This is a genomic window from Blastococcus sp. DSM 46786 (assembly GCF_900109665.1).
Lineage (GTDB): Bacteria > Actinomycetota > Actinomycetes > Mycobacteriales > Geodermatophilaceae > Blastococcus > Blastococcus carthaginiensis.
Genome location: NZ_FOAO01000007.1, coordinates 94,321 through 117,311 on the forward strand (window position 1 = coordinate 94,321; position 22,991 = coordinate 117,311).

At 74.5% G+C, this 22,991-nt stretch carries 23 protein-coding genes; 10 read left to right on the forward strand and 13 right to left on the reverse strand.

What is annotated here, in order from left to right; all coding sequences use genetic code 11:
- Positions 1-96 precede the first annotated feature (96 nt).
- A complete protein-coding gene (locus BMW62_RS08240; protein ID WP_091930372.1) occupies positions 97-546 on the reverse strand; it encodes a GlcG/HbpS family heme-binding protein in 450 nt (149 codons plus the stop codon).
- A 164-nt stretch (positions 547-710) separates the two neighbouring features.
- Between BMW62_RS08240 and BMW62_RS08245 the strand changes: the two genes are divergently transcribed.
- Positions 711-2,414 carry a PucR family transcriptional regulator gene (locus BMW62_RS08245; RefSeq protein ID WP_091930373.1) on the forward strand — a complete coding sequence of 568 codons (1,704 nt, stop codon included), beginning with the start codon at positions 711-713 and terminating at the stop codon, positions 2,412-2,414.
- A gap of 21 nt (positions 2,415-2,435) precedes the next feature.
- Here BMW62_RS08245 and BMW62_RS08250 read toward each other — a convergent pair whose 3' ends face one another.
- The 3 genes from BMW62_RS08250 to BMW62_RS08260 form a co-directional block, all read right to left on the reverse strand.
- The gene (locus BMW62_RS08250; RefSeq protein WP_139206218.1) at positions 2,436-3,797 is read right to left on the reverse strand and encodes an amidase; all 1,362 of its coding nucleotides are present in this window, start codon (positions 3,795-3,797) and stop codon (positions 2,436-2,438) included.
- A gap of 52 nt (positions 3,798-3,849) precedes the next feature.
- On the reverse strand, positions 3,850-5,472 hold the full coding sequence (locus BMW62_RS08255) for a hypothetical protein (RefSeq protein ID WP_211435044.1): 1,623 nt from the start codon (positions 5,470-5,472) through the stop codon (positions 3,850-3,852).
- A 257-nt stretch (positions 5,473-5,729) separates the two neighbouring features.
- Positions 5,730-7,145: an MFS transporter gene (locus BMW62_RS08260; RefSeq protein ID WP_170852281.1), complete on the reverse strand. Its 1,416-nt coding sequence runs from the start codon at positions 7,143-7,145 to the stop codon at positions 5,730-5,732.
- A gap of 196 nt (positions 7,146-7,341) precedes the next feature.
- On the opposite strand from BMW62_RS08260, the gene BMW62_RS08265 reads away from it, so the two are divergent.
- The gene (locus BMW62_RS08265; protein ID WP_091930376.1) at positions 7,342-9,039 is read left to right on the forward strand and encodes a hypothetical protein; all 1,698 of its coding nucleotides are present in this window, start codon (positions 7,342-7,344) and stop codon (positions 9,037-9,039) included.
- A 69-nt stretch (positions 9,040-9,108) separates the two neighbouring features.
- Here BMW62_RS08265 and BMW62_RS08270 read toward each other — a convergent pair whose 3' ends face one another.
- The 4 genes from BMW62_RS08270 to BMW62_RS08285 form a co-directional block, all read right to left on the reverse strand.
- Entirely contained in the window at positions 9,109-9,345 is a 237-nt protein-coding gene (locus tag BMW62_RS08270; RefSeq protein ID WP_091930377.1) for a hypothetical protein, read from the reverse strand.
- Positions 9,346-9,443: 98 nt separating this feature from the next.
- The gene (locus BMW62_RS08275) at positions 9,444-9,866 is read right to left on the reverse strand and encodes an arsenate reductase ArsC (protein ID WP_091930464.1); all 423 of its coding nucleotides are present in this window, start codon (positions 9,864-9,866) and stop codon (positions 9,444-9,446) included.
- Positions 9,863-10,987, reverse strand: a complete 1,125-nt coding sequence (gene arsB / locus BMW62_RS08280; RefSeq protein WP_091930378.1) for an ACR3 family arsenite efflux transporter — start codon at positions 10,985-10,987, stop codon at positions 9,863-9,865. Before arsB ends, BMW62_RS08275 begins: the two co-directional genes overlap by 4 nt.
- Positions 10,984-11,322 (reverse strand): ArsR/SmtB family transcription factor, encoded by a 339-nt coding sequence (locus BMW62_RS08285; RefSeq protein ID WP_091930379.1) that lies wholly within the window; start codon positions 11,320-11,322, stop codon positions 10,984-10,986. The genes arsB and BMW62_RS08285 overlap by 4 nt, the downstream gene beginning before the upstream one ends.
- A 130-nt stretch (positions 11,323-11,452) precedes the next feature.
- Here BMW62_RS08285 and BMW62_RS08290 point away from each other — a divergent pair, with 130 nt between their 5' ends.
- Together BMW62_RS08290 and BMW62_RS08295 are read left to right on the forward strand one after the other, a co-directional pair.
- Positions 11,453-11,920 carry an ArsI/CadI family heavy metal resistance metalloenzyme gene (locus BMW62_RS08290; RefSeq protein ID WP_091930380.1) on the forward strand — a complete coding sequence of 156 codons (468 nt, stop codon included), beginning with the start codon at positions 11,453-11,455 and terminating at the stop codon, positions 11,918-11,920.
- Positions 11,921-11,998: 78 nt separating this feature from the next.
- Positions 11,999-12,943 carry a hypothetical protein gene (locus tag BMW62_RS08295; protein ID WP_091930381.1) on the forward strand — a complete coding sequence of 315 codons (945 nt, stop codon included), beginning with the start codon at positions 11,999-12,001 and terminating at the stop codon, positions 12,941-12,943.
- 14 nt (positions 12,944-12,957) lie between these two features.
- On the opposite strand, the gene BMW62_RS08300 is transcribed toward BMW62_RS08295, so the two are convergent.
- A complete protein-coding gene (locus BMW62_RS08300) occupies positions 12,958-13,476 on the reverse strand; it encodes a DinB family protein (RefSeq protein ID WP_091930382.1) in 519 nt (172 codons plus the stop codon).
- A gap of 93 nt (positions 13,477-13,569) precedes the next feature.
- Here BMW62_RS08300 and BMW62_RS08305 point away from each other — a divergent pair, with 93 nt between their 5' ends.
- Positions 13,570-14,529, forward strand: a complete 960-nt coding sequence (locus BMW62_RS08305; protein WP_091930383.1) for a helix-turn-helix transcriptional regulator — start codon at positions 13,570-13,572, stop codon at positions 14,527-14,529.
- A 12-nt stretch (positions 14,530-14,541) separates the two neighbouring features.
- Here the strand turns inward: BMW62_RS08305 and BMW62_RS08310 are convergent, their stop codons facing one another.
- Positions 14,542-15,177: a CAP domain-containing protein gene (locus tag BMW62_RS08310; protein WP_091930384.1), complete on the reverse strand. Its 636-nt coding sequence runs from the start codon at positions 15,175-15,177 to the stop codon at positions 14,542-14,544.
- A 75-nt stretch (positions 15,178-15,252) separates the two neighbouring features.
- On the opposite strand from BMW62_RS08310, the gene BMW62_RS08315 reads away from it, so the two are divergent.
- Positions 15,253-16,059 carry an SDR family oxidoreductase gene (locus BMW62_RS08315; protein ID WP_091930465.1) on the forward strand — a complete coding sequence of 269 codons (807 nt, stop codon included), beginning with the start codon at positions 15,253-15,255 and terminating at the stop codon, positions 16,057-16,059.
- A 13-nt stretch (positions 16,060-16,072) separates the two neighbouring features.
- On the opposite strand, the gene BMW62_RS08320 is transcribed toward BMW62_RS08315, so the two are convergent.
- Entirely contained in the window at positions 16,073-16,999 is a 927-nt protein-coding gene (locus tag BMW62_RS08320; RefSeq protein WP_091930385.1) for a GGDEF domain-containing protein, read from the reverse strand.
- Between the two features lie 187 nt (positions 17,000-17,186).
- Here BMW62_RS08320 and BMW62_RS08325 point away from each other — a divergent pair, with 187 nt between their 5' ends.
- Genes BMW62_RS08325 through BMW62_RS08335 form a run of 3 tightly spaced genes read left to right on the forward strand, consistent with a single transcriptional unit; the run spans position 17,187 to position 19,232 of the window.
- Positions 17,187-18,314 carry a carboxylate-amine ligase gene (locus BMW62_RS08325; RefSeq protein ID WP_170852282.1) on the forward strand — a complete coding sequence of 376 codons (1,128 nt, stop codon included), beginning with the start codon at positions 17,187-17,189 and terminating at the stop codon, positions 18,312-18,314.
- Positions 18,307-18,564, forward strand: coding sequence for a hypothetical protein (locus BMW62_RS23145; protein ID WP_091930387.1), 258 nt, complete (start codon positions 18,307-18,309; stop codon positions 18,562-18,564). Before BMW62_RS08325 ends, BMW62_RS23145 begins: the two co-directional genes overlap by 8 nt.
- Positions 18,561-19,232, forward strand: coding sequence for an alpha/beta hydrolase (locus tag BMW62_RS08335; protein WP_091930388.1), 672 nt, complete (start codon positions 18,561-18,563; stop codon positions 19,230-19,232). Before BMW62_RS23145 ends, BMW62_RS08335 begins: the two co-directional genes overlap by 4 nt.
- Positions 19,233-19,263: 31 nt before the next feature.
- Here BMW62_RS08335 and BMW62_RS08340 read toward each other — a convergent pair whose 3' ends face one another.
- A complete protein-coding gene (locus tag BMW62_RS08340) occupies positions 19,264-20,691 on the reverse strand; it encodes an NAD(P)/FAD-dependent oxidoreductase (protein WP_091930389.1) in 1,428 nt (475 codons plus the stop codon).
- Positions 20,692-20,823: 132 nt separating this feature from the next.
- On the opposite strand from BMW62_RS08340, the gene BMW62_RS08345 reads away from it, so the two are divergent.
- A complete protein-coding gene (locus BMW62_RS08345) occupies positions 20,824-21,444 on the forward strand; it encodes an alpha/beta fold hydrolase (protein WP_170852283.1) in 621 nt (206 codons plus the stop codon).
- Positions 21,445-21,506: 62 nt separating this feature from the next.
- Here BMW62_RS08345 and BMW62_RS08350 read toward each other — a convergent pair whose 3' ends face one another.
- The gene (locus tag BMW62_RS08350) at positions 21,507-22,925 is read right to left on the reverse strand and encodes a xylulokinase (protein WP_091930391.1); all 1,419 of its coding nucleotides are present in this window, start codon (positions 22,923-22,925) and stop codon (positions 21,507-21,509) included.
- Positions 22,926-22,991: the final 66 nt, after the last annotated feature.

Below are 22,991 nucleotides of genomic sequence, written 5' to 3' on the forward strand. Positions count from 1 at the left end.
GCAGCTGTGCCCGCACGGCCGTCGCCGGTGGTGCCACCTCGACCGGTGGCCACCGGACCGCGGGTCCGGTGGCCACCGGACGGATGGCAGCGGAGGTCAGCCGGCGGGGGTGGCCACGTGGTCGGCGAAGGCCTGCAGCGCCGCGGCGCCGACGGCCTTGTCCTGTTCGCCGTTGCCGCCGCTCACGCCGACGGCGCCCACGATCTGGCCCTCGTGCACGATCGGGAAGCCACCGACGAAGATCGCGAACTTGCCCGGCAGCATGTGCGAGATGCCGAAGGCCTCGTTGCCCGGGAGGGCGGGGCCGTTCGGCGGCTCGTTGAACAGGTGGGTGGCGCGCTCGTGCCCCGCCGCGGTGAACGCCTTGGCGATCGAGATCTCCACGCCCGTCAACCGGGCGCCGGGCAGCCGGTGCAGCGCGATGACGTTCCCGCCGTCGTCGCACACGCAAATCGTCTGCTTGACGCCGAGCTCCTCGGCCTTCGCACGTGCCGCCTGGAGCACCGGCAGGGCGTCGTCGAGAGTGATGCGGAAGACCTGATGCACGGGGTTCTCCTCCTCCGGCGGGTGGGCCGGGTCTGACGGCTGCCGGGCTCCTCGGGTCGGGAACCGGCGGAGGCACCACCATGGGGGCTGGCGGTGCACGGCAACAATGGTGAGACTGCAGCCTCGACCTCGCCCGCGGTTGTGCACAGTGACTGAGGAGGGCCATGCCGCACGCTTACTCGGACGACGCGCTGACCCTGGCGCGGTTGCTCCAGGAGCCGGCGCTGCGCCGGGCCCGCATCCACGCCGGGCGCGCGGGCGCGGTGACCCGGGTGGAGTGGGTGGTGCCGTGGTCGGTCGCCGCTGGGCAGGACGATCCGCTCACGGGTGTCCTGGTCCATGCCCATCCCGGCGAGCTGGCGCGGGACCAGGTCACCGTCACGCGCGCGGCGGAGCGGCTGGCGGCTTGCGGCGCCGCGGCGCTCCTGGTGGACGGCCACCAGCCCGTCGCCTCGGACGCGGTCGCCGCCTGCCAGCTCCCGCTGGTCACCATGGCCGACACGGTGCCCTTCGCCGCGCTCAACCGGCTCGTGGCCGACCTGACGCTGGCCCGCGAGACGCACGTCCTCCGCTACGGGCTCACCGTCCACCGTGCTCTGGCCGAGCTGCTCTACCGCGGCGCGGAGCTCTCCGCCCTGTGCAGCCAGCTGAACCGGATGTCGCAGCGGCCGGTGGCCGTCTTCGACAACCAGGGCCAGCTCGCCGCCCTGGAGCAGGGCCAGCCGCGCACGGTGGAGGCCGCCGACCTGGTCACGGCGTTCGCCGAGCAGGGCGACGCTCTCGGTACCCGGCAGGCGCCCGAGCAGCTGCACCCCAGAACGGTGGGGATCCGGCTGGCCGACCGCGAGCTGGCCTGCATCGTCACGCCGATCGTGCTGGGCGGGCGGCACGATGGCTGGATCCTGCTGCTCGAGGAATCCGATGACCCCCATCCGCACGACCTGGCCGAGCACCGGGTCCTCGTCGAGCAGGCCGCACCCATCGTGGGCACCGAGATGCTGCGGCTGCGCAGCGTCCAGCGGGCCAAGGAACAAGCGCGCGGTGATTTCGTCCACGGTCTGCTGCACGGGCGGTTCGCGACCGCGGAGGACATCAGCCCCCGGGCGGCCCACTACGGGTTCCCGGTCCGGTCGTGGTTCGGGGTCGTGGTCGCCTCGGGCATGGCGGTGCCTGCGGACGTCGATTCACCCGCCCGGCTGCAGCAGGTCGGGATGGAGGCGGCGCGGCTGCTGTCCGAGCAGGGGCGGCACACGCAGGCGGCGATGGTCGGCGACGTGCTCGTCGTCGTCCGGGAGGCGGCGCGCCGCGGGACGATGGGGACGCCCGAGGCCGCCGCCGCCGCCATCGGTGACTACGCGACGGCCCTGCACCAGTACCTCTCCCGGCGTAAGGACCAGGGGGGCCGTCCGGTCCGCGTGACGTACGGCCGGCCGGCCGTCGGCGCCCTGGCGATCCCGGACAGCTACCGCGAGGCCCGCATGGCCCACGGACTGCAGCAGCGACTCGGCCTGCCCGCCGTCTGCGGCTTCCAGGAACTGCGCGTGCACGCGGTGCTCGAGGACGTGGCTGGCAGCCGGACCGGCCGCTCTTACGCCACCGACCTCCTGGCACCACTGCGGGACCCGTCCGCCGGTGAGCTGGAGGCGACAGTGCTGGCCTACATCGCCGCGGGCGGCAACGTGAACGCGGCCTCGCGCGACCTGCACATCCACCGGAACACGATGCTGTACAAGCTCGACCGCGCATCGCGGCTCCTGGGGATGGACCTGCGTCAGGCGGAGAACCAGTTCGCCGTGTGGCTGGCGCACACCCTGGACCTCCTGGCGACGACCACCGCCGAGGTGGACCGGGTCGTCAGCCCCGGCTGACGACCCGGTCCCCGGGGCGGCTCAATCAGGTACCGCGGCCAGGCCGAGCGCCGGGACCGTGCGGTGGTGCTCGGTCCGTGCCTGGTATTGGGCGGCGACGCCCAGCACGGTCGGGACGTCGCGGCCCACGACCTGCAGGCCGATGGGCAGGCCGCCCGTGGTGAACCCGCAGGGCACCGTGACCGCGGCCAGGCCGCACCAGCTGAACGGACCGCACAGGCGCATCAACGTGGCCACGACCGGCGAGCGCCCGCCGCCGTCCGGGGTGAACGCGCACTCCTCGACGGTCGGTCCCGGGATGGCCGTCGTCGGGAGCACCACGACGTCGACCTCCTCCAGCCCGGCGCGCAGCAGTGCCTCGAGGCGGTGCAGCTCCCGGACGGCACGCTCCCGCTCGTGCGCGGTGATCGTCTCGGCCAGGGCGAGGTAGCTGGCCACCTCCTCCCCGTAGCGGGCCGCGCGGTGGGGATACCAGCCTGCCGCCCGGTGGACGGTGAGGAAGTCGTGCAGCACGTAGACGGTCCGGGGGCCGCTCCAGGCTGCGAACGGCGGAACGCGCACCGCGGCGGTCGTCGCACCCTCCGCGACCAGCTCGCGTACCCCTGCCTCGACCGCCAGCAGGACCTCCGGGTCGACGTCCCCGAGGTCCGCCGCGGGGACGACGCCCACGCGCAGGCCGGCGATCGTCGCGTCCAGCGTGCAGCGCGTCGCGGAGAGCACCCCGAAGAGCAGCGCGAGGTCCTCGGCGTCCCCGGCGATCGGGCCGCAGGTGTCGAGCTTGGGCGAGAACGGCAGGCAACCCCCGGTGGGGATGTCCGACGGTCGGGGCCGCAGCCCCGACACACCGCAGAGCGCCGCCGGGACCCGGATGGATCCCCCCGTGTCGCTGCCCAGTGCCCCGGTGCACTCGCCCGCGGCGACGGCCGCGGCCGAACCGCCGCTGGAGCCCCCCGGGATGCGTGTGACGTCCCACGGATTCCTGGTGGGCGGGGTGGTGACCCCGTGGGCGAACTCGTGGGTCGCGGTCTTACCGAGGATCAGCGCGCCGGCCTCCCGCAGCCGCCGGACCGCCGGCGCGTCGGTCGTCGCGGGCCGTCCGTCGGTGACGCGGGAGCCGCCCCGGGTGGGATGGCCGCGGACGTCGATGAGGTCCTTCACGGCGATGGGGACGCCGTGCAGGGGCCCCCGGAACCGGCCGCGGGCCGCCTCGTCGGTCAGGGTCGCGGCCTCCGCCCGCAGCCGCTCCTCGTCGACCGAGACGAACGCCCTGATCGCCGGCTCCACGGTCCGCATCACGTCGAGGGAGCGGTCGAGCTCCTCCGACGCCGAGCGGCGCCCGGAACGGATGTCCCGGGCGACCGCCCGCAGCGCGACACGGGTCACCACACCTCCCTCCGGCAGCTGTCCGTGCTTCGCCGGCGCCCGGCTCGCCCGATCACCAGATCACCGCAGCGACGACCACGCTGAGGATCAGCCCGCTGACGACCGGGATGAAGAGCTTCCGGGCGAGGGTGGCGACCGGTACCCCGGTGAGGCCGGCGACGGCGATGAGCGAGGACCAGATGACCAGCGTTCCGCCGCCGGTCCAGCCCGCCGCGTTCTGCGCGATGGCCGCCAGGGTCGCGGTGTCGCCGCCGGAGGAGGAGGCGAAGGCCTGGGCGAGCTCGCCGGTGAACGGCAGGCCGGCCCAGCCGGAGCCGTCCAGGCCGATCAGCATGCCGGCCAGCAGCATGGCGAACATGATCACGATCTTGTTGTCGGGGATGAAGCCCTGGCCGCTGGCGATGACGTCGAACAGGAAGCCAGGAGCCTCGGCGTCTTCGGGCAGCAGCATGATCTGACCGGAGAAGTCGGAGATGCCGATGAGCACGAACCCGGCGACGGGGATGACGACGCCCATGGCGCGGAAGGCGAACAGCAGGCCGTCGACGAAGTGCTCGCCGGCCCGCTCCAGGCCGTCCCCACCGGAGGAGAGGGTCACGCACAGCATGAGCAGCAGCGCCAGCCCGCCGACCAGGGCGGCTCCCCAGCCGGCCTCGACCTCCGGCACCCAGTCCGTGACCTTGCCGAGGATCATGTAGAGCACCAGCGCGCCGAAACCGAGCGGAACGGCGGTCGCGAACAGCTGCGCCCGCTGGTTGCTCCCGGCCCGGGCGCCCGGGCCGCCATCCGCACTGTCGAGACCCTTGGTGATGCCGGTACCGGAGAGGCCGTCGCGGCCGTCGGCACCGGGCAGGCCGTTGCCGCCGCTGGTGTCGCCACCGCCGCCGTTCCCGATCGAGCCGGCCGGCTGACCGGGCTGCGCCGTGGCTCGCGGCGGCCGGTCCTTCGTGATCAGCGCGTCCCCGACCGTGGCGGAGATGTTCTCGACCTCGATGGTCGACGTGGAGGCGCCGCTCGCCACGACCGTACGGCGGCTGGTCCGGCTCAGGGAACCAGGGAGCACGCGGGCCAGCGAGCGGCCCCGGACGTGGACGACGTAGGTCAGGGTGATGGCGACCGCACCGACCACCCAGCTCAGGATCAGCGCGCGGTCGGCGATGTCACCGGCGGGAACGCCGGCCCCGGCGGCCGACAGGCTCGGGGCCACCCCGAGGACGTAGTCGGAGGCCAGCGCCATGCCCTGGCCGGCGATGGCGATGGCCATGGCGGCCGCGAGCGGAGAGAGCCCGGCACGGATGGCGGCGGGCAGCAGGATCGCGGCCAGCAGCGCCAGGGTCGGCGTCGGCCAGAACACCAGGGAGAGCAGGTAGGTGCCGACGAAGAGCACGGCGTAGGAGATCGGGCCGTTCTTCATCAGCTTGGCGATCGGCGCGATCATCCGCTGGTCGGCATCGATCGTGCGCATCGCACCCAGCAGGGCGGTCACGACGGCGAGGACCAGGAAGATGTTGAGGAACTGCGTGGTCGCCACCATGCTCGCGCTGAACACCGAGCCGAGGCCGTTGAGGAAGTCCCCGGTGTAGAGCCACGCCGTGACGAACGTGGCGATGATCGCGGGCACGATCACGTTCTTGCGCATGACCATCACGACGAGCAGCGATGCCACGCCCGCCATGTAAACCCAATGTGCAACCGTCAACTCCATGGTCCCTCCGAGGTCCGTGCGCCGGGCCCGGCGGTCCGTCCGTGGTGCTGCGGAGAGCCGAGCGGAACGGTCTGTGATCACCGGGATGCGGTGGTGATCGTTTGCCGAACGTAGCGGCGGACGTGAAGTAGGTCACTGGCACTGTGCTCAGCCTTGACCTCACGGTTTGTGCACCGTGCCCACCCCATCCGAGCCTCCGGCACGTCGCCGGGTGGGCCCAGGAGGGGTCAGTCCGCCCGGTGCCCGGTGGGCGCGTCGGCGCCCGGAGCCTCGAGCATCTCCCGCCCGGCGAAGCTCAGTGCCAGGCCCAGGACCGCCACGGCGGCGCAGCCGCCGAAGAGCCAGGCGAGGTGCTCGGGGAAGGTCGCGGCCACTCCGGCGGCACCGACCGAAGCGCCGATGAACCGCATCATGTTGAACAGGCCCAGTCCGGCGCCCTTCTGCCCGGCCGGTGACCGGGTGGCCCCGGTCAGCGACGGCGTCTGCACCAGTGCGACACCGAGGCCGGCGACCACCAGCAGCACCGCGACGGGGACGACGGCCGTGGAACGGGATCCCAGGAGGACGCCGATGCCGACGTCGACGGTGAACAGGACGCCCAGCCCGGTGCGCAGCACCGACCGTGGCCCGATCCGATCGGCGAGCAGCCCCACCAGCGGAGCCGACGCGGCCCAGACGGCGGGGAGCAGGAAGACCAGCAGACCGGTCATCGTCCCCGACAGCTGGACGACACCGGTGAGGTGCAGGGGTACCGCGACGAGCACCGAGAAGAGCGTCACCTGCTGCACGAAGACGCCGACCGCGCTCCGCAGCCAGCGGATCTCGATCAGCAGCCGCGGGTCGATGAAGGCATTCGGCCGGCGGAGCCCCGAGACGACGAACACCGCCAGCGCGACCACTCCGACGAGCACGCCGAGCGGCGCAGCCCACGGGGGCACGCCGACCTGAGGGGCAAGGGTGATCGCCGCCATGAGCGCGGCCACCCCAAGGGTCAGCGAGGCGACCCCGGGGAGGTCGATCGGCACGGGCTGAGGTTGGTCGCGGGGCATGCGCCAGATCGTCAGGAGCAGCACGGCCACGGTGACCGGCACCAGGAGCCAGAAGATCGACCGCCACCCGAGGGCATCCGCCAGCAGGCCACCGATCGGCGGGCCGACGGCCTGGCCGATGCCGTTGGCCGCGCCCCACGCCCCCATGACCCGGTTGCGCCGGTGCGCCGGCCACCGCCGCGCCAGGGTGCCCATGACCGCGGTCGGCACGAGGGCGCAGCCCAGTCCCTGCACCGCCCGGCTGGCCACCAGCAGGTCCAGGGTCGGGGAGATGGCGGAACCCACCGTGCCGGCCAGGAGGACGACGAGGGCGAGCACCAGGGTGCGCCGCCGCCCGAACCGGTCGGTGATCCAGCCGGTGAGCGGCATGGCGACGGCCAGGACGAGCACGGAGGCGGCCGCGACCAGGACCCCCTGGGTGACGGGTGCGACGAAGTCGTCGGTGATCTGCCGCAGGGGGACGTTGACGATGTTGTTGCTGACGGTCCCGAGGAAGGTGGCCCCGAGGAGTGCGGCCAGGAGCCAGGCGCCGGGTGGTGGAGCAAGGGCGTCCCGGCTGCCGGCTGCGCCTCCGGGTGGCCGTGCGGACGTCATACGGCCCATCGACGTGCCCGTCACAGACGTCCTCCCGGTTGCCCTGTGCGGGACAGCGTGCCAAGCCCGGGCGACGGTTCCTACGGCACGATGCACATTCGGATGAGGACCGGGTGTGCACTTCGTTCATGGACTCGCCCCCGCCGTTCCGGGAGCTTTTGCGTCCATCACATTGGGCTCACCTGTAGGGGCATCGATGCAACTCACAGCAGCGCACTGGGTCTTCCTGGCCGGGGTGGTCGTCATCCTCGCCACGATGATCATGCGCAAGAACATCGTGGTTCCCGCTGTCGTGGCCACGTTCCTCACCGCGCTGGTGTGGTCCGGCAGCCTCGCGACCGGCCTCTCGTCGGTCTTCAACGCCAGCCTGGTGGCCGCAACCAGCCTGTTCAACATCTTCCTGATCATCGCCATGGTCACCGCGATGCTCAGGTCCCTGGAGGGCCTCGGGTCGGACAAGCGGATGGTGGCACCGTTCCGGAAGGTCATGCGGAACGCGCACCTGTCCTGGTGGACGCTGGTGGTTGTCACCTACTTCATCTCGCTGTTCTTCTGGCCCACACCCGCGGTGCCCCTGGTGGGTGCGGTGCTGGTTCCGGTGGCGATCCGTGCCGGGCTCCGGCCGATCGCGGTCGGCTTCACCATCGCGGTCGCCGGTCAGGGGATGGCCCTGTCCGCGGACTACATCATCGGGGTCGCGCCCCAGCTGTCGGCGACGACCGCCGGTGTCGACGTCTCGGTCGTGGCCGACCGGGCCCTCGTGCTCTCGTGGATCGTCGGTGGTGTCGCGCTGGCGATCGGCTACGCCATGGAGTTCCGCAAGATGCGCCGGCCGTCGGACGACCTGCTGGCGGAGTGGGAGGGCAGCGCCGACCGCCGGGCCGGGAGCGCCGACGCCGAGGCCCGGCAGGAGGCCGCGCACCTCGGTGGGCGTCCCCGCTCGTCGGGGGCGTCGGCAGCCGGGGACTCCGGCGACGACCTGCCGATCGACGGAACCGGCGGCGGGGGTCCCTCCGTGGAGGGGCAGCGCGAGCTGGTCGGTGTCGGTAGCGGGCCGGCGGGGCGGCCGCGCGAGGATGCCGAGGCGATCGCCACGCGACTGGGCAAGGGCCGCGCGCTGATCGGTACGCCGGCCGGCGGGATCGTCCCACCGGAGCAGCACACGATCACGCCGGTGGAGAAGCCGCTCGCCTCGAAGGCCTTCGCGGTGCTGGTGCCGCTGGCCTATCTGGCGCTGATCGTGTACCTGGTCGTGGCGAGCGTCTCGGAGACCGTCCCGGACCTGGCGGGCGGTGACGCCGCGGCGCTGGTCGGCGGCATCGCGCTCCTGGTCATGTTCGGAGCTGCCTTCGCCCGCAGCGGCCCCGCGTTTCTGGAGACGGCGGCCGACCACATCATCGATGGCCTGGTGTTCGCCTTCAAGGCGATGGGCGTGGTTCTGCCGATCGCCGGGTTCTTCTTCATCGGCAACGGCGAGTTCGCCGCGACGATCCTTTCCGTCCCGGAGGGTGAGACCGCCCCGAACCTGCTCTTCGACCTGGTGGTCGCGGGACAGGAGCAGCTGCCTGCCAACGCCCTGATCACCGCGTTCGGGATCATGGTCGTCGGCATCGTGGCGGGCCTGGACGGGTCCGGCTTCTCGGGTCTGCCCCTCACCGGCTCGCTGGCCGGCTCGCTGGCGGAGGGCGCCGGGGTCAGCAGCCCGACGCTCGCGGCGATCGGGCAGATGGGCAACATCTGGTCCGGCGGTGGCACGCTTGTCGCCTGGTCGTCCTTGCTCGCGGTGGCCGGATTCGTCCGGGTGCCGGCGGTGGAGCTGGCCCGGCGGTTGTTCCTCCCGGTCATCGCCGGGCTGGTGGTGGCCACGGTGGCCGGGGTGCTCATCTTCGGCTGACCGGCCCGGCTCAGGAGGCGCAGCAGCCCCGGACCGCGACGGCGGTCCGGGGCTGCTGTCCGTCCCGGCTCAGGCCCGGCCGCTGAGGTGCCTGGGGTCGGTGCTGAAGACCTGCTGCCAGACCACCAGCGTGGTCTGCACGACGTACGCGAGGGCGACGAGTGGGCCGAGGACCTGCCAGACCACCGATGCGTCCCAGGCGACCGGGAGGATGCCGAGGGTCACGACGATGGTCGCGGTGACGAGGAGGCGGTTCGCGAGGCTGGTGGGCGCGGCACTCCCGTGGGGCGCGGTCCGAGCTGGCATGTCCTCAGTGATACCTCGCCGGGCCGCCGGCTCGACGTCGTCGGACCGTTGCGGGGAACGGATGAGAGCAGCTTCACTGCCGCCGCGTGACGGCGCTCTCACTCCGCGGGCGGAACGGTCCTCGGGGTTGGGACGAGCTCGGCGAGCAGCCTGCGGATCAGCCGCCCGATCTCGTCGCGGATCGGCCGCACCGCCTCGACGCCCTGGCCGGCCGGGTCCGCCAGCGGCCAGTCCAGGTAGCGCTTTCCGGGGAAGACCGGGCAGGCGTCGCCGCAGCCCATCGTGATCACCACGTCGGAGGCCTCGACGGCGTCGGTCGTGAGCACCTTGGGGCGCTGGTCGGAGATGTCGATGCCGACCTCGGCCATGGCCTGGACCGCGGCCGGGTTGACCTGGTCGCCGGGCAGGGAGCCGGCCGAGCGCACCTCGACGGCGTCGCCGCCGAGGTGCCGCAGCCACCCGGCGGCCATCTGCGAGCGGCCGGCGTTGTGCACGCAGACGAAGAGGACGCTCGCGGTCACCGGGTGCTCCTGGCGGTCGTGGGGACGGTCGGGTCGCCGGGGAACCAGCGGCGGGCGGCCCACAGCGAGACGTAGACCAGCGCGACCAGCACCGGCACCTCGATGAGCGGGCCGACGACGCCGGCGAGCGCCTGCCCGCTGGTGACGCCGAAGGTGCCGATGGCGACGGCGATGGCGAGCTCGAAGTTGTTGCCGGCCGCGGTGAACGCGAGCGTCGCCGTCTTCGCGTAGCCGAGCCGCAGCCGCATGCCCAGCAGGAACGAACCGCCGAACATGAGGAAGAAGTAGGCCAGCAGCGGCAGGGCGATGCGGGCGACGTCCCAGGGGCGCGAGGTGATCGCGTCGCCCTGCAGCGCGAACAGCATCACGATCGTGAACAGCAGGCCGTAGAGGGCGACCGGGCCGATGCGCGGCAGGAACGTGGCCTCGTACCAGGCGCGCCCCTTGCGCCGCTCGCCGACGGTCCGGGTGAGGAAGCCGGCCAGCAGCGGGATGCCGAGGAACACGAGCACCGACAGCACGATCGCCCAGACGCTGAACTCCGCCGACGTCGTCGAGAGCCCCAGCCAGCCGGGGAGCACCTGGAGGTAGAACCAGCCCAGCGCGGCGAAGGCGAGGATCTGGAAGACGGAGTTGATCGCGACGAGGACGGCGGCCGCCTCGCGGTCGCCGCAGGACAGGTCGTTCCAGATCAGCACCATCGCGATGCAGCGGGCCAGGCCCACGATGATCAGGCCGGTCCGATACTCGGGGAGGTCGGGCAGCAGCAGCCAGGCCAGGGCGAACATCAGCGCCGGGCCGAGCAGCCAGTTGAGCACCAGGCTGGCGCCCAGCAGTTTGCGGTCGCCGGTGACCCGGTCCAGCTCGGAGTACCGGACCTTGGCCAGCACGGGGTACATCATCAGCAGCAGACCGATGGCGATGGGCAGGCTGACGTCGCCCACCTCGACCGCCGAGAGGGCGTCGTCCAGGCCGGGCACCCAGCGGCCCAGCGCCAGGCCGAGCGCCATCGCCGCGATGATCCAGACGGGCAGGAACCGGTCGAGGGTCGAGAGCTTCTGCAGGACGGGCGCGTCGGCCGGGACGTCGGTGCGCGCGGTCTCCCGGACGGCGTCGCTCATGCGGGCACCGCGGTGTCGAAGAGGCCGGCGACGGCGCGCAGCGCGGCGGGGCGGACGGCGTAGTAGACCCACACCCCGCGCTTCTCCCGGTCGACCAGCCCGGCGGAGTGCAGCACCTTCAGGTGGTGGCTGATCGTGGCCTGGGTCAGGTCGAAGGCATCGTTCAGGTCGCACACGCAGGCCTCGCCGCTCGCGCTGGAGGCGATCAGGCTGACCAGCCGGAGCCGCACGGGGTCGGCCAGCGCCTTGAGCAGCGGGGCGACCTGCTCGGCCTGGTCGGCGGACATCGCCGTACCGGACAGCGGGGTGCAGCAGGCCAGGGCGGGCTCGCTCATCGGCACTCCTTCATCAGACGTCGACCGCCATCGTAACGACGCTCATCGTATTGACAAGTGTCGATACGAGGTGTTCATTCTCGGTTCATACATCGACGCCTGTCGATGTCTTGCCCACAGGAGGTTCCCCGTGTCCCGTGTCCAGCTCGCCCTCCGCGTCGCCGACCTCGACGCCGCCGTCGACTTCTACTCGCGCCTCTTCGGCACCGCGCCGGCCAAGCGCCGCCCCGGGTACGCCAACTTCGCCGTCGTCGAGCCGCCGCTGAAGCTGGTGCTGCTCGAGGGTGAGGCCGGGGAGCCCACGCGCATGGACCACCTCGGGGTCGAGGTCGCCTCCACCGACGAGGTCGCCGCCGCGACCGACCGGCTCGCCGAAGCCGGGCTGGCCACCCGGCCCGAGGAGGGCACGACCTGCTGCTACGCCGTCCAGGACAAGGTGTGGGTGACCGGGCCGGGCGGCGAGCCGTGGGAGGTCTACACCGTCACGGCCGACGCGCGCCCCGACCTGGAGGGCCGCACCGAGCCGGAGCTCGTGGAGGTCGCCGGAGACGGCACCTGCTGCCGGACGGACGCGCAGCCGGCCGCCGCCTGCTGCTGACGTCGCACGCTGCGAGTGCTACGAACTCGTGGTGATCAGGTGCTGATCACCACGAGTTCGTAGCACTGGGGGAGGGGCGTGGATCTCGACGAGGTGGCCGACGAGCTGTACGCCATCCCGCCCGAGGAGTTCGTGGCCCTGCGGAAGACCCGCCAGGACGAGGCGAAGGCCGCCGGTGACAAAGCGCTGGCCAAGGAGATCGGTGCGCTGCCCAAGGCGTCGGCCGCCGCCTGGGCGTGCAACCTGCTGGTGCGCGAGCAGCGCGCCGAGATCGAGGGCCTCGTCGAGCTCGGCGACCTGCTCCGGGAGGCGCAGGAAGGCCTCGCGGGGAACCAGCTGCGCGCGCTCGACGTGCAGCGGCGCCAGCTGCTCACCGCCCTGACCCGCCAGGCGCGGGCGCTGGCGCACGCCTCGGGCCACCCGGTGAGCACGGCGGTGGCGACGCAGGTCGAGGAGACGCTGCGGGCCGCGATGTCCGACCCCGAGGCGGGCCGGGCGCTGCTCGCCGGCCGCCTCACCTCGCCGATGTCCTACAGCGGCATGGGGACGACGGTCACCCGGCCCGACCTGCGGCTGGTCCACCCGCCGCGCCCGCAGCCCGCGGAGAAGCCCGCGCGGCCCCCGGCACGCGGCACGCGGGAGCAGACCGGGGGGTCGGCGGCCGACCGGCGGGCGCGCGAGCAGGAGGAGCGCCGCCGGGCCGCCGAGGAGAAGCGGCAGCGGGCGCTGGCCGCCGCGCGGGAGGAGACGGACCGGGCGGAGGCGGCCGCCCGCGACGCGGAGGAGGTGCTGGAGGAGCACCGCCGCGCCACCGAGGAGCTGGCCACCCGTGAGCAGGAGCTCCGGGCCCGTGTCGACGAACTGGCCGACGAGCTGGCCGAGGCAGAGCGGCAGGCGGGGGACGCGGCGGCGGCGCTCCGGCGCGAGGAGCGCCGGCGGGCCGGCGCCGAGCGGGACGCCGCCGCGGCGGCCGAGGCCCACGACCGCGCCGTGGCTCGGCTCCGCGAGCTCGGCGGGGACTGACCGGCCCTCTGGCCTCACCCCATGGTCTTCTGGCCGTCGAGGGACTCCCGCAGGATGTCGGCGTGGCCCGCGTGCTGGGCGGTCTCGGCGATGATGTGGAGGAACACCCGCCGGGCCGAGCGGGTGGCGCCCGGCGGGAACCACGGCGCCTCGGGCAGCGGGTGCGAGACGTCGAGGTCGGGCAGGGTGCGCACCAGGTCGTCGGTGCGCCGGGCGACGTCGTCGTAGCCGGCGAGCACGCCGGCGAGCGTCTCGCCGGGGAGCAGCCGGAACCCGTCGGTCCACCGGTCCGCCCCGGCGGTGTCGCTCGGCGGGGCCATCGCCTCGGTGCCCTCGAGGACGAAGCGCACCCAGCCCGCTTCGGTGGCGGCCACGTGCTTGACCAGCCCGCCGAGGGTCAGCTCGCTGGCGGTGGTTCGCTGCCGTGCCTGCTCGTCGGTGAGCCCCTGCACGGTGTGGCGCAGGAACCAGCGGTGCACGGCCAGCGTCTCGAGCAGGTCGGCGCGCTCGGGGCTGAGGGTGCTGTCGGTCATCGGGATGCCTCTCCGTCGGGGTGGAGCCGTCACGGACGACGCTAGGAGGTATCGGTGCCAGTTCCTGGCCGCGATGGGGGAGCATCTGCTCCCGTGGCCGATACCGGGAACCGGACGCTCCGCCTCCTCTCGCTGCTGCAGACCCGGCGCCAGTGGTCCGGCGCCGACCTCGCCGACCGGCTCGGCGTCTCATTGCGCACCCTGCGCCGGGACGTGGACCGGTTGCGCGAGATCGGCTACCCGGTGGAGGCCCGGCCGGGTGTGGACGGCGGGTACCGGCTGGCACCCGGTGCGGTGCTGCCGCCGCTGGTCCTCGACGACGAGGAAGCCGTCGCGCTGACCGTCGGGCTGCAGGCGGCCGCGCAGACCGCGGTCGCGGGCACGGGTGAGGCGTCGGTACGGGCCCTCACCAAGGTGGTCCAGGTGCTGCCGGCGCGGCTGCGGCGCCGGGCCGAGGCGCTCGTCAGCGTGACCACCCGGGGGACGTGGGGCAGCGGGCCGGTGGTCGACCCGCAGGCGCTGACCACGGTCGCCGAGGCCTGCCGGGACACCGAGCGGCTCGCCTTCGGCTACACCGACGCCTCCGGTGCACGCACCGAGCGGCTGGTCGAGCCCTCGGCCCTGGTGGCGCTGGGCCGCCGCTGGTACCTGGTCGCCCACGACACGGGGCGGGGGGACTGGCGCAGCTTCCGCCTCGACCGGCTGACCGGCCCGCGCCCGACGGGGGCCCGCTTCGCGCCGCGCCGGCTGCCGGCCGAGAGCCCCGAGGCGTTCGTCCGCGCCGGCACCGACGTGCGGGCCGGGTCGTACGCCGTCGAGGCGCACGTGGCCGCTCCGGCCGCGGTGGTCCGGTCGCGCATCGGCACGTGGGCCGCCGTGGAGGACGACGGCGACGCGGCCTGCCGGGTGCGGATGGAGACCGACCAGCTGGGCTGGGCCGCGTTCGCGCTCGGCACGGTCGGCGCCGGGTTCACCGTCGAGTCGCCCGCGGAGCTGCGGACCCTCCTGGCCGAGTGGGCGCGGCGGTTCGACCAGGCGGCCGCCGCCCGCTGACCGGTCCCGGCGTCAGGAGCAGGACGGGCCGTCCTCGGCCGGGCGGGCGATCGGCTCCTGCGGGGGCGTCTCCTGGCTGAGCTCCGGGCGGTCGGCACCGGTCGTGCGGCCGAACTCCTGGGTCGCCCACACCGAGCCGTCCGGGGCGCAGTGGAAGCCGATGCCGATGCGGTTCCACCCCGGGTTCAGCACGTTCACCCGGTGCTCGTCCGACCGCATCCAGCCGACGTGCGCCGCCCCGGCCGGGACCGGCGCCGATGCGGTGAAGATGTTCTCCCCGACGCCGGCGAAGCCGCTCAGCTCCTCGCGGCCGAGGAGCCCGCGGATGTCCTGGTGCTCGAGCCGGCCCTCGCCCGCCATCTGCTCGCTCCAGTCGCGGGCCACGCCCGCCAGCGACTCGTCCCACTCCAGCGGTGCCAGGTCCCGCGCCGCCCGCTCGTCGTTCACCCGCTCGAAGACGGCGCGGGCCATCCGGGCCGCCGCGTCGCCGTCCTCGGCCGACGGCGGTTCGTCGGGCGCGGGCGTGGAGGCGGACCCGGCGCCGGTGCCGGGGGAGGAGGTGTCGACGACGACGCACCCGGTGGTGGGCAGCGCGACGGCGGCGAGCACGAGCAGGAGCCGGGCGAGCAGGGATCGGGTGGCGGGCACGGCCGTCCCCTACCCGGCGGAGCGGTGGAACCCGCCGCGCTGCGCGGCCGTCACGGGATCGTTAGCGTCGCCGGCATGGCGGAAGGCAGTGGGCGGGTCGCCCTCGTCACGGGGTCGGAGTCGGGCATCGGGCGGGCCGTCGCGCTCGCCCTGGCCGAGCAGGGCTGCGACGTGGGGATCACCTGGTACCGCGACCGGGACGCCGGCGAGGCGACCGCGGAGCAGGTGCGGGCGCTGGGCCGGCGAGCGGAGGTCCGCCACCTCGACCTGACCCGGCTCCCCGCCGCGGCCGACGTCGTCGACGAGCTGGCCGATGCGCTGGGCGGCGTCGACGTGCTGGTCAACGACGCCGGCACCGGCCACTCGACCCCGCTGCTGGACCTGGACTTCGCCACCTGGCGCGAGGTGCTGACGACCGACCTCGACGGTGCGTTCCTGTGCCTGCAGCGGGCCGCGCGGCGCATGGTCGCCGCCGGGAACGGGGGGCGGATCGTCAACATCACCAGCGTGCACGAGCACGCGCCCCGCGTCGGTGCAGCCGGCTACTGCGCCGCCAAGGGCGGGCTGGGCCTGCTCAGCCAGGTCGCCGCCCTGGAGCTGGCCGAGCACGGGATCACCGTCAACTCCGTCGCCCCCGGGGAGATCGCCACCCCCATGACCGGCCAGGAGGACGAGGACCCGACCGCGCCCGGGCACGAGCGCCCCGGCGTGCCGCTGCGCCGGCCCGGTGACGCCCGCGAGGTCGCCGCCGTCGTCGCCTTCCTCGCCTCACCGGGCGCCGGCTACGTCACCGGGGCGTCCTGGGCCGTGGACGGCGGGATGCTGCGGATGGGCCCGATGGCCGGCTCCCACCTGGAGGCCGACGACTGGCGCCGCGGCTGAACCGGGTCGTGGGTCAGGTGAGCCGGTCGCGCTTGCGCCGGTAGAGCTGCGCGTCGGCGCGGGCCAGCACGGCCGCGAGCTCGTCCCCGGGCGCGGCCGCGGCGACCCCGGCCGTCCAGGTGAACGGGTGGGTCTCCTCCAGCGCCAGCATGAGCCGCCACGCGGCGGCCTCGTCGGTCGCCGGCAGGCAGAGCACGAACTCGTCGCCCCCGTACCGGCCGAGCACGTCCGCCCGCCGCAGCCGGCGCCGCCAGCCCGCGGTCAGCTCGCGGAGGAGGTCGTCGCCCGCCCGGTGCCCGTCGCGGTCGTTGACCTCCTTGAAGTCGTCGAGGTCCAGGATCGCGAAGGTCAGGGGCTCCCCGGTGCGCGCCGCCCGCGACAGGTGCCCGGCGGCCTGCTCCTCCCAGGCGCGGCGGTTGGCCACGCCGGTGAGCGGGTCGGTCCCCGCGGCCCGCCGCAGCTGCCGGGCCAGCCGCCCCTGCACCTCGGTCAGCACGACCACCGACACGACGACGGCGATCCAGGCCGACAGGAAGTCCGACGGCGCGGCGGCCCACGCGCCGGTGCTGCCGGAGACCACGGCGAGGCCGCCGTGCAGGCGGGCGGCCGGCAGCGGCAGGAAGTGCGCGGCGTACAGGCTCACCGCGATCAGGGCGGGCCCGAGACCGACCACGCCCACGGCGGTCGCCGAGCGCCAGGCCAGCACCCCGATGAGCACGGACAGCAGGGCGACGCCGGCGTGCAGCAGCCACGGGGGCAGCCGCCCGGCGGTCGACCGCAGCACCGCGCCGGCGCTCAGCCCCAGCGCACCGAGCGCCCACAGCAGCCCGACGGGGGTGGCGTCGTCCATCGGCGCCGCGGCGCCGAACCAGCAGAGGAGACCGCTGACCCCGTAGACCACCGCCAGCAGGGTCGCGGCCGTGCGTGGTCCGGTGTGCACCCAGTTCCTCCTCGTCCTCCCCCCGAGGTCGATGCTCTCCATCCTGCGGGCCGGGGGTGACACCGCGCCGCGTGGGAGGGGGGAACGACCCGTCCGGGTGGTCCTGGCACGCCCGTCCGGCGGGGTGCGGCGCTGCCGCCGGGGCCGTACGGTGCGCGCAGGGGTCCTGCCCGGGACAGGAGGGCGTGTGCAGTCCACCGCCGGTCGTCCGGGTGCCGCGGGTGCCACCGTCGGGGTGGAGGAGGAGTTCCACCTCGTCGACCCCGGGACCTTCGCGCTCGCCCCGAGCCCGGAGCTCGTCGGCGCCGCGGCGCGGCACGAGCTGGGCGAGCGGGTGCACGCCGAGATCACCACGACCCAGCTGGAGACGGCCACCGGCATCTGCCGGACGCTCGGCGAGGTGCGGACGGCGCTCGCGGGCACCCGGGCGGAGGCGCGCGCCGCGGCGGCCGGCGCGGGGGTGGAGCTCCTGATGGCCTCGACGCACCCGTCGGCCGGCTGGCGCGAGCAGGTGATCACCCCGGAGCCGCGGTACGAGGCGATGGTGCGGCGGTGGGCCGGGCTCGCCCAGCGGCAGGACATCTGCGGCTGCCACGTGCACGTCGGCGTGCCCGACCTGGACACGGCGGTCGCGGTGCTCGACCGGGCCCGCGTGCACCTGCCGGTGCTGCTCGCGCTCACCGGCAGCTCACCGTTCCACGACGGCGGGGACACCGGTTACGAGAGCTACCGGACGCTGTGGTGGGGCCGCTGGCCGCACACCGGCATCCCCGAGCCGCTGGGCTCGGCGGACCGGTACCGCGCGGTCGTCGACGGCCTGGTCACCGCCGGCGTCGTGGAGGACGCCTCCCACCTGTACTGGGACCTGCGGCCCTCGTCGCACCTGCCGACCGTGGAGTTCCGGCTGGCCGACGTGTGCACCGACCTGGACGACGCCGTGCTGCACGCTGCGCTCGCGGCCTCCCTGGTCCGCGTCCTCGCCGCGCGCGCGGAGCGCGACGAGCCCTTCGAGCAGCCGCGCACCGAGCTGCTGCGGGCGGCGCGCTGGCGGGCGGCCCGCGACGGGGTCTCCGGTGCGTTGTTCGACCCGGTCGCCGCGGTGCTCGTCGACGCCCGCACGGCGGTGGAGGCGCTGCTGGCCGAGCTCGCCGACGACCTGGCCGACCGCGGGGAGCTCGACGAGGTGCAGCACCTGGTGCAGCGGCTGCTCGCCCGGGGTACCTCCGCGGTGCGCCAGCGTGCGGTCTGGCGGCGCACCGGCGACCTGCGGGAGGTCGCCGCCTCGATCGTCCGGGAGGGACGTGGACGTGACTGATCCGGTGCTCGAGCAGATCCGCGGCCTCGCCCGGCCGCTGCGCACCCCCGCGGACCTCGACCCCCTCCTGGAGCGGATCGGCGACGCCCGGGTCGTGGCCATCGGCGAGGCCAGCCACGGCACGCACGAGTACTACGTCCTGGGCGAGCGCTACGACGCCTTCCTGTACCTGGACGACACGACGCCGCTGCAGCCGCTGCACCTGGAGCGGGCCGACGAGCACGTGCCCGTCGGCGCTCTCGACGCGTGACCGGGCCGCGGCACGCATCCGGCCGGCTCGGCAGCCGGCCGACGGCCACGCCACCGGGGGAGAGCTGGCCGGCCGGGGTGCACGCGCTCGACCTCGGCGGGGGAGCGGAGGTGCTGCTCGCCGTCCCGCCGGGGGAGCCGGTCCCGCGCCCCCTGCTGGTCTTCTTCCACGGTGCCGGCGGGCACCCGGGGCAGAGCCTGGCCGCGGTGCAGGCGCCCGCTGCCGAGCGCGGGGTGCTGGTGCTGGCGCCGCGGTCCGGCGCCGCCACCTGGGACCTGATCGCCGGCCGGCTGGGCCGCGACGTCGCCGTGCTCGACGCGGCGCTGGAGCAGGTCGCCGAGCACGCCGCGGTGTCGGCGTGCGCCGTGGCCGGCTTCTCCGACGGCGCCTCGTACGCGCTGTCGATCGGCGCGGCCAACGGCGACCTGTTCGACGCGGTCCTGGCCTTCTCCCCGGGGTTCGCGCACCCGCCGGGGCACGTCGGGCGGCCGCGGCTGTGGATCACCCACGGCACCGGTGACCGGGTGCTGCCCGTGGACCGGTGCGGCCGCCGGCTGGCGGCGGCGTTCCGGACGCTGGGCCACGACGTGCTCTACGACGAGTTCGACGGAGGGCACGTGGTCCGGCCGGAGGGGGTCACCGCCGGGCTGGACTGGTGGCTGGCCTGAGCCTCAGATGGAGCGTGCCCCCCTGCAGGGCTCAGGCGGAGTCGCGCTGCGTGACGTCCTCGTCCGCCGGGTCGACGTCCTTCGGGCCGCCGGTCTTGGAGACCTCCCACCGGGGGCCGAGCTGCTCCAGCGCCAGCCGGCCGTAGACCTGCTGCTGGGTGGCCACCCGCTCGGAACGGCCGCGGCCGAGGAAGCTGACCATCCAGTGCAGCACCGTGGTGATGCGGCTCTTGAAGCCGACGATGTACATCAGGTGCACGACCAGCCACAGCACCCAGGCGATGAAACCGCTGAACTTGAACTTCCAGATGTCGGCGACGGCCGAGAACCGGGAGATGGTGGCCATCGAGCCCTTGTCGAAGTACTCGAACGGCTCCTGCGGCTTCTTGCCGGTGGCCCGCCGCTCGATCGCCTCGGCGGCGTAGCGCCCGCCCTGGATGGCGACCTGGGCGACGCCGGGCAGCTTGCCCAGCGCCATCATGTCGCCGACGACGTGGATCTCCGGGTGGCCCGGCAGCGTGAGGTCGGACTGCACCGAGATGCGGCCGGACCGGTCGACCTCGGCGCCGGTCTGCTCGCCGAGGATGCGGCCCAGCTCGCTGGCCTGCACGCCCGCGGCCCAGATCTTCGTCGCCGCCTGGATGCGGCGGACCTGGCCGTCGGAGTCCTTGACCTCGAGACCGTCGGCGTCGACGCCGGTGACCATCGCGCCGAGCTGGACGTCGACGCCGATCTCGTTGAGCTGCCGCCGGGCGGCCTCGCCGAGCTTCTCGCCGAAGGAGGGCAGCACCGCCGGGGCGGCGTCGAGCAGGATGATCCGGGCGCCGGTGGGGTTGATGTTGCGGAAGTCCCGGCGCAGGGTGCGGCGGGCCAGCTCGGCGATCTGGCCGGCCATCTCCACCCCGGTGGGGCCGGCGCCGACGACGACGAAGGTGAGCAGCCGGTCGACCTCGGCCGGGTCCTTGGCGATCTCGGCCAGCTCGAAGGCGCCGAAGATCCGGCCGCGGAGCTCGAGGGCGTCGTCGATGCTCTTCATCCCGGGCGCGAACTCGGCGAACTGGTCGTTGCCGAAGTAGGACTGCCCGGCGCCCGCCGCGACGATCAGCTCGTCGTAGGGGTGGACCAGCGTCCGGCCGAGGATCTCGGAGGTGACCGTGCGGGCGGCGACGTCGATGTCGGTGACCTCGCCGAGGACGACGCTCGCGTTCTTCTGCCGGCGCAGGATCTCGCGGGTGGCCGGCGCGATCTCGCCCTCGGAGAGGATGCCGGTGGCCACCTGGTAGAGGAGCGGCTGGAACAGGTGCTGGGCGGTCTTGCCGATGAGCGTGACCTCGACCGGGGCCTTCCTCAGCGCCTGCGCGGCGAACAGGCCGCCGAAACCGGAGCCGATGATGACGACGCGCGGCCGGCCGCCGGGGGAGTCGGACGGGGCGGGCGCCTGCGCTGGTGATGTCGTCATGATGTTTCATCCTTCCACTTGGCCCCGTGCCGGTCCGGGAGCACCCCGGGGGATGCACGTCACAGCGCGTCGACCTCGGTCGGCTCGCGGGTCGGCCGCGGGACCGGTAGACCCTCCGGGGTGCCGCGATCGGTGTCCGTCGTTCTCGTTCCCGGTCTCGGGCTGGATGAACGTTCCTCGCGCAGGTTGCGCCGAGAAGTTCCGGCCGACGTCGTCGTCCTGCCCGGCATGGGACGGCGGTCACCGGTGCCGGCGGTCGGCGACCTGGCGCGGCAGCTCGTCGCGGCCCTGCCCGAGGGGCCCGTGGTCCTGGTCGGGCACTCGCAGAGCTGCCAGGTGGTGGCCGCGGCCGCGACCGACGCCCGGGTGGCGGGGATCGTGCTGTGCGGGCCCACCACCGACCCGCGGATGCGCAAGTTCCGGGTGCTCGCCGCGCGCTGGGTGCGCACCGCCCTCGCCGAGCCCTGGTGGCAGGTGCCGCTGATCCTGCGGCAGTGGCTGCGCACCGGGCCGCGGGCGATGATCGCGCTGTGGCGGGTGGCCTCGCCCGACGGCATCGAGGAGCGGCTGGCCGCGGTCGCCGTGCCGGTCGTGGTGGTGCGCGGGGAGCGGGACGCGCTCTGCCCCGCCGACTGGGCGGCGCGGGTGGCCGGGGCGGCGCCGCACGGCCGGCTGGTCGAGCTGCCGGGTGCGGCGCACATGACGGTGCAGACCCACCCCGCCCAGCTCGCCGCGGTCCTCCGCACCCTCTGACCGGCGACCCAGGTGACGTGCCGGAACGGTCTCCGTCGCGGGCGGGGAGGAGCCCGGCCCTCCTACTGGCCGTCCGTCCTGCCGCGCACCTCGGCGTAGCGCTCGCGGACGTGCGCGGCCTCCGGGGCGTCGAACTCCTGCAGCCCCGGCTGCGCCCACTCCGGCGGGACGTCGGCCCCGGAGAGCACCCAGGCGGCCTGCCGCGCGGCGCCGTCGGCGACGTACTCGCCGGGCGGCGGGACCAGTACCGGCCGGCCGAAGATGCCGGGGGCCAGTTGTTGCACGGCCGCCGACCGGGCGGCCCCGCCGATCAGCATGACCCGCTGGACGTCCACCCCCTGGGCGACGACCGCCTCGATGCCGTCGGCGAGCCCGCACAGCAGCCCCTCGACGGCGGCGCGGGCCCAGTGCGCCGGAGTGGACGTGCGCAGGGTGAGGCCGTGCACCGAGCCCGTCGCGTGCGGCAGGTTCGGCGTCCGCTCGCCCTCCAGGTAGGGCACCAGCACGAGGCCGTCGGCGCCGGAGGGGGCGGAGAGCGCCAGCTCGGAGAGGGTGGCGTGGTCGACCCCGAGCAGCGCGGCGGCGGCGTCGAGCACGCGGGCGGCGTTCAGCGTGGCCACCAGCGGGAGGTGGTTGCCGGTGGCGTCGGCGAACCCGGCCACGGTGCCGGTGACGTCGGCGACGGCCGTGGGGGTCACCGCGGAGACGACCCCGGAGGTGCCGATGGAGACGACGACGTCGCCCGGTCGCGCCGCCAGCCCCAGCGCCGCCGCGGCGTTGTCGCCGGTGCCGGGACCGAGGGCGGCGCGGCCGCCGGCGAGGCTGCCGACGCGCTCGGCCGGGCCCGCGACGCGGGGCACCGCGGGACGCCGCCCGACCAGCGCGCGCTCGAGCAGGTCGAGGCGGTACTCGCCGGTGCGCGCCGACCAGTAGGCGGTGCCGCTGGCGTCGCCGCGGTCGGTCACCAGCGTGCCGAGGTCGCGGTCGGCCTGCAGCCGCCAGGTCAGCCAGTCGTGCGGCAGGCAGACGGCGGCGGTGCGGTCTGCGTTCGCGGGTTCGGCGTCGGCCAGCCAGCGCAGCTTCGTCGCGGTGAACGAGGCGACCGGCACCAGCCCGACGGCGTCGGCCCAGGCGCGGCGGCCGGCGTCCTCGTCGCCGTCGCCGAGTTCCCGGACCAGGTCGGCCGCGGCGGGCGCCGAGCGGACGTCGTTCCACAGCAGCGCGTCGCGGACCACCTCGCCCTGCTCGTCCAGGCACACCATCCCGTGCTGCTGGCCGCCGACGGCGAGGGCGGCGACGTCGTCGAGCCCGCCCGCCTCGGCCGCCGCGGCGCGGAACGCCTCCTCCCACGCGCGGGGGTCCACCTCGGTGCCGGCCGGGTGCGGCGCCCGCCCCGAGCGGACCAGCTCACCGGTGCCGGCGTCCCGGACGACGACCTTGCACGCCTGCGTCGAGGTGTCGACGCCTGCCACGAGGGTCATCGGACCTGCTCCGGGCCCTGGCTGGCGGAGCGGTCGGCGGGGAGCGGCGCGGGCACGGGGGTCATG

Excerpts from the sequence above, each read along its gene's own strand:
- BMW62_RS08245 (WP_091930373.1), top strand. The coding sequence starts at position 711 with ATGCCGCACGCTTACTCGGACGACGCGCTGACCCTGGCGCGGTTGCTC.
- BMW62_RS08255 (WP_211435044.1), bottom strand. The coding sequence starts at position 5,472 with ATGGCGGGCGTGGCATCGCTGCTCGTCGTGATGGTCATGCGCAAGAAC.
- BMW62_RS08260 (WP_170852281.1), bottom strand. The coding sequence starts at position 7,145 with ATGACGTCCGCACGGCCACCCGGAGGCGCAGCCGGCAGCCGGGACGCC.
- BMW62_RS08265 (WP_091930376.1), top strand. The coding sequence starts at position 7,342 with ATGCAACTCACAGCAGCGCACTGGGTCTTCCTGGCCGGGGTGGTCGTC.
- BMW62_RS08270 (WP_091930377.1), bottom strand. The coding sequence starts at position 9,345 with ATGCCAGCTCGGACCGCGCCCCACGGGAGTGCCGCGCCCACCAGCCTC.
- arsB (WP_091930378.1), bottom strand. The coding sequence starts at position 10,987 with ATGAGCGACGCCGTCCGGGAGACCGCGCGCACCGACGTCCCGGCCGAC.
- BMW62_RS08285 (WP_091930379.1), bottom strand. The coding sequence starts at position 11,322 with ATGAGCGAGCCCGCCCTGGCCTGCTGCACCCCGCTGTCCGGTACGGCG.
- BMW62_RS08300 (WP_091930382.1), bottom strand. The coding sequence starts at position 13,476 with ATGACCGACAGCACCCTCAGCCCCGAGCGCGCCGACCTGCTCGAGACG.
- BMW62_RS08315 (WP_091930465.1), top strand. The coding sequence starts at position 15,253 with ATGGCGGAAGGCAGTGGGCGGGTCGCCCTCGTCACGGGGTCGGAGTCG.
- BMW62_RS08340 (WP_091930389.1), bottom strand. The coding sequence starts at position 20,691 with ATGACGACATCACCAGCGCAGGCGCCCGCCCCGTCCGACTCCCCCGGC.
- BMW62_RS08350 (WP_091930391.1), bottom strand. The coding sequence starts at position 22,925 with ATGACCCTCGTGGCAGGCGTCGACACCTCGACGCAGGCGTGCAAGGTC.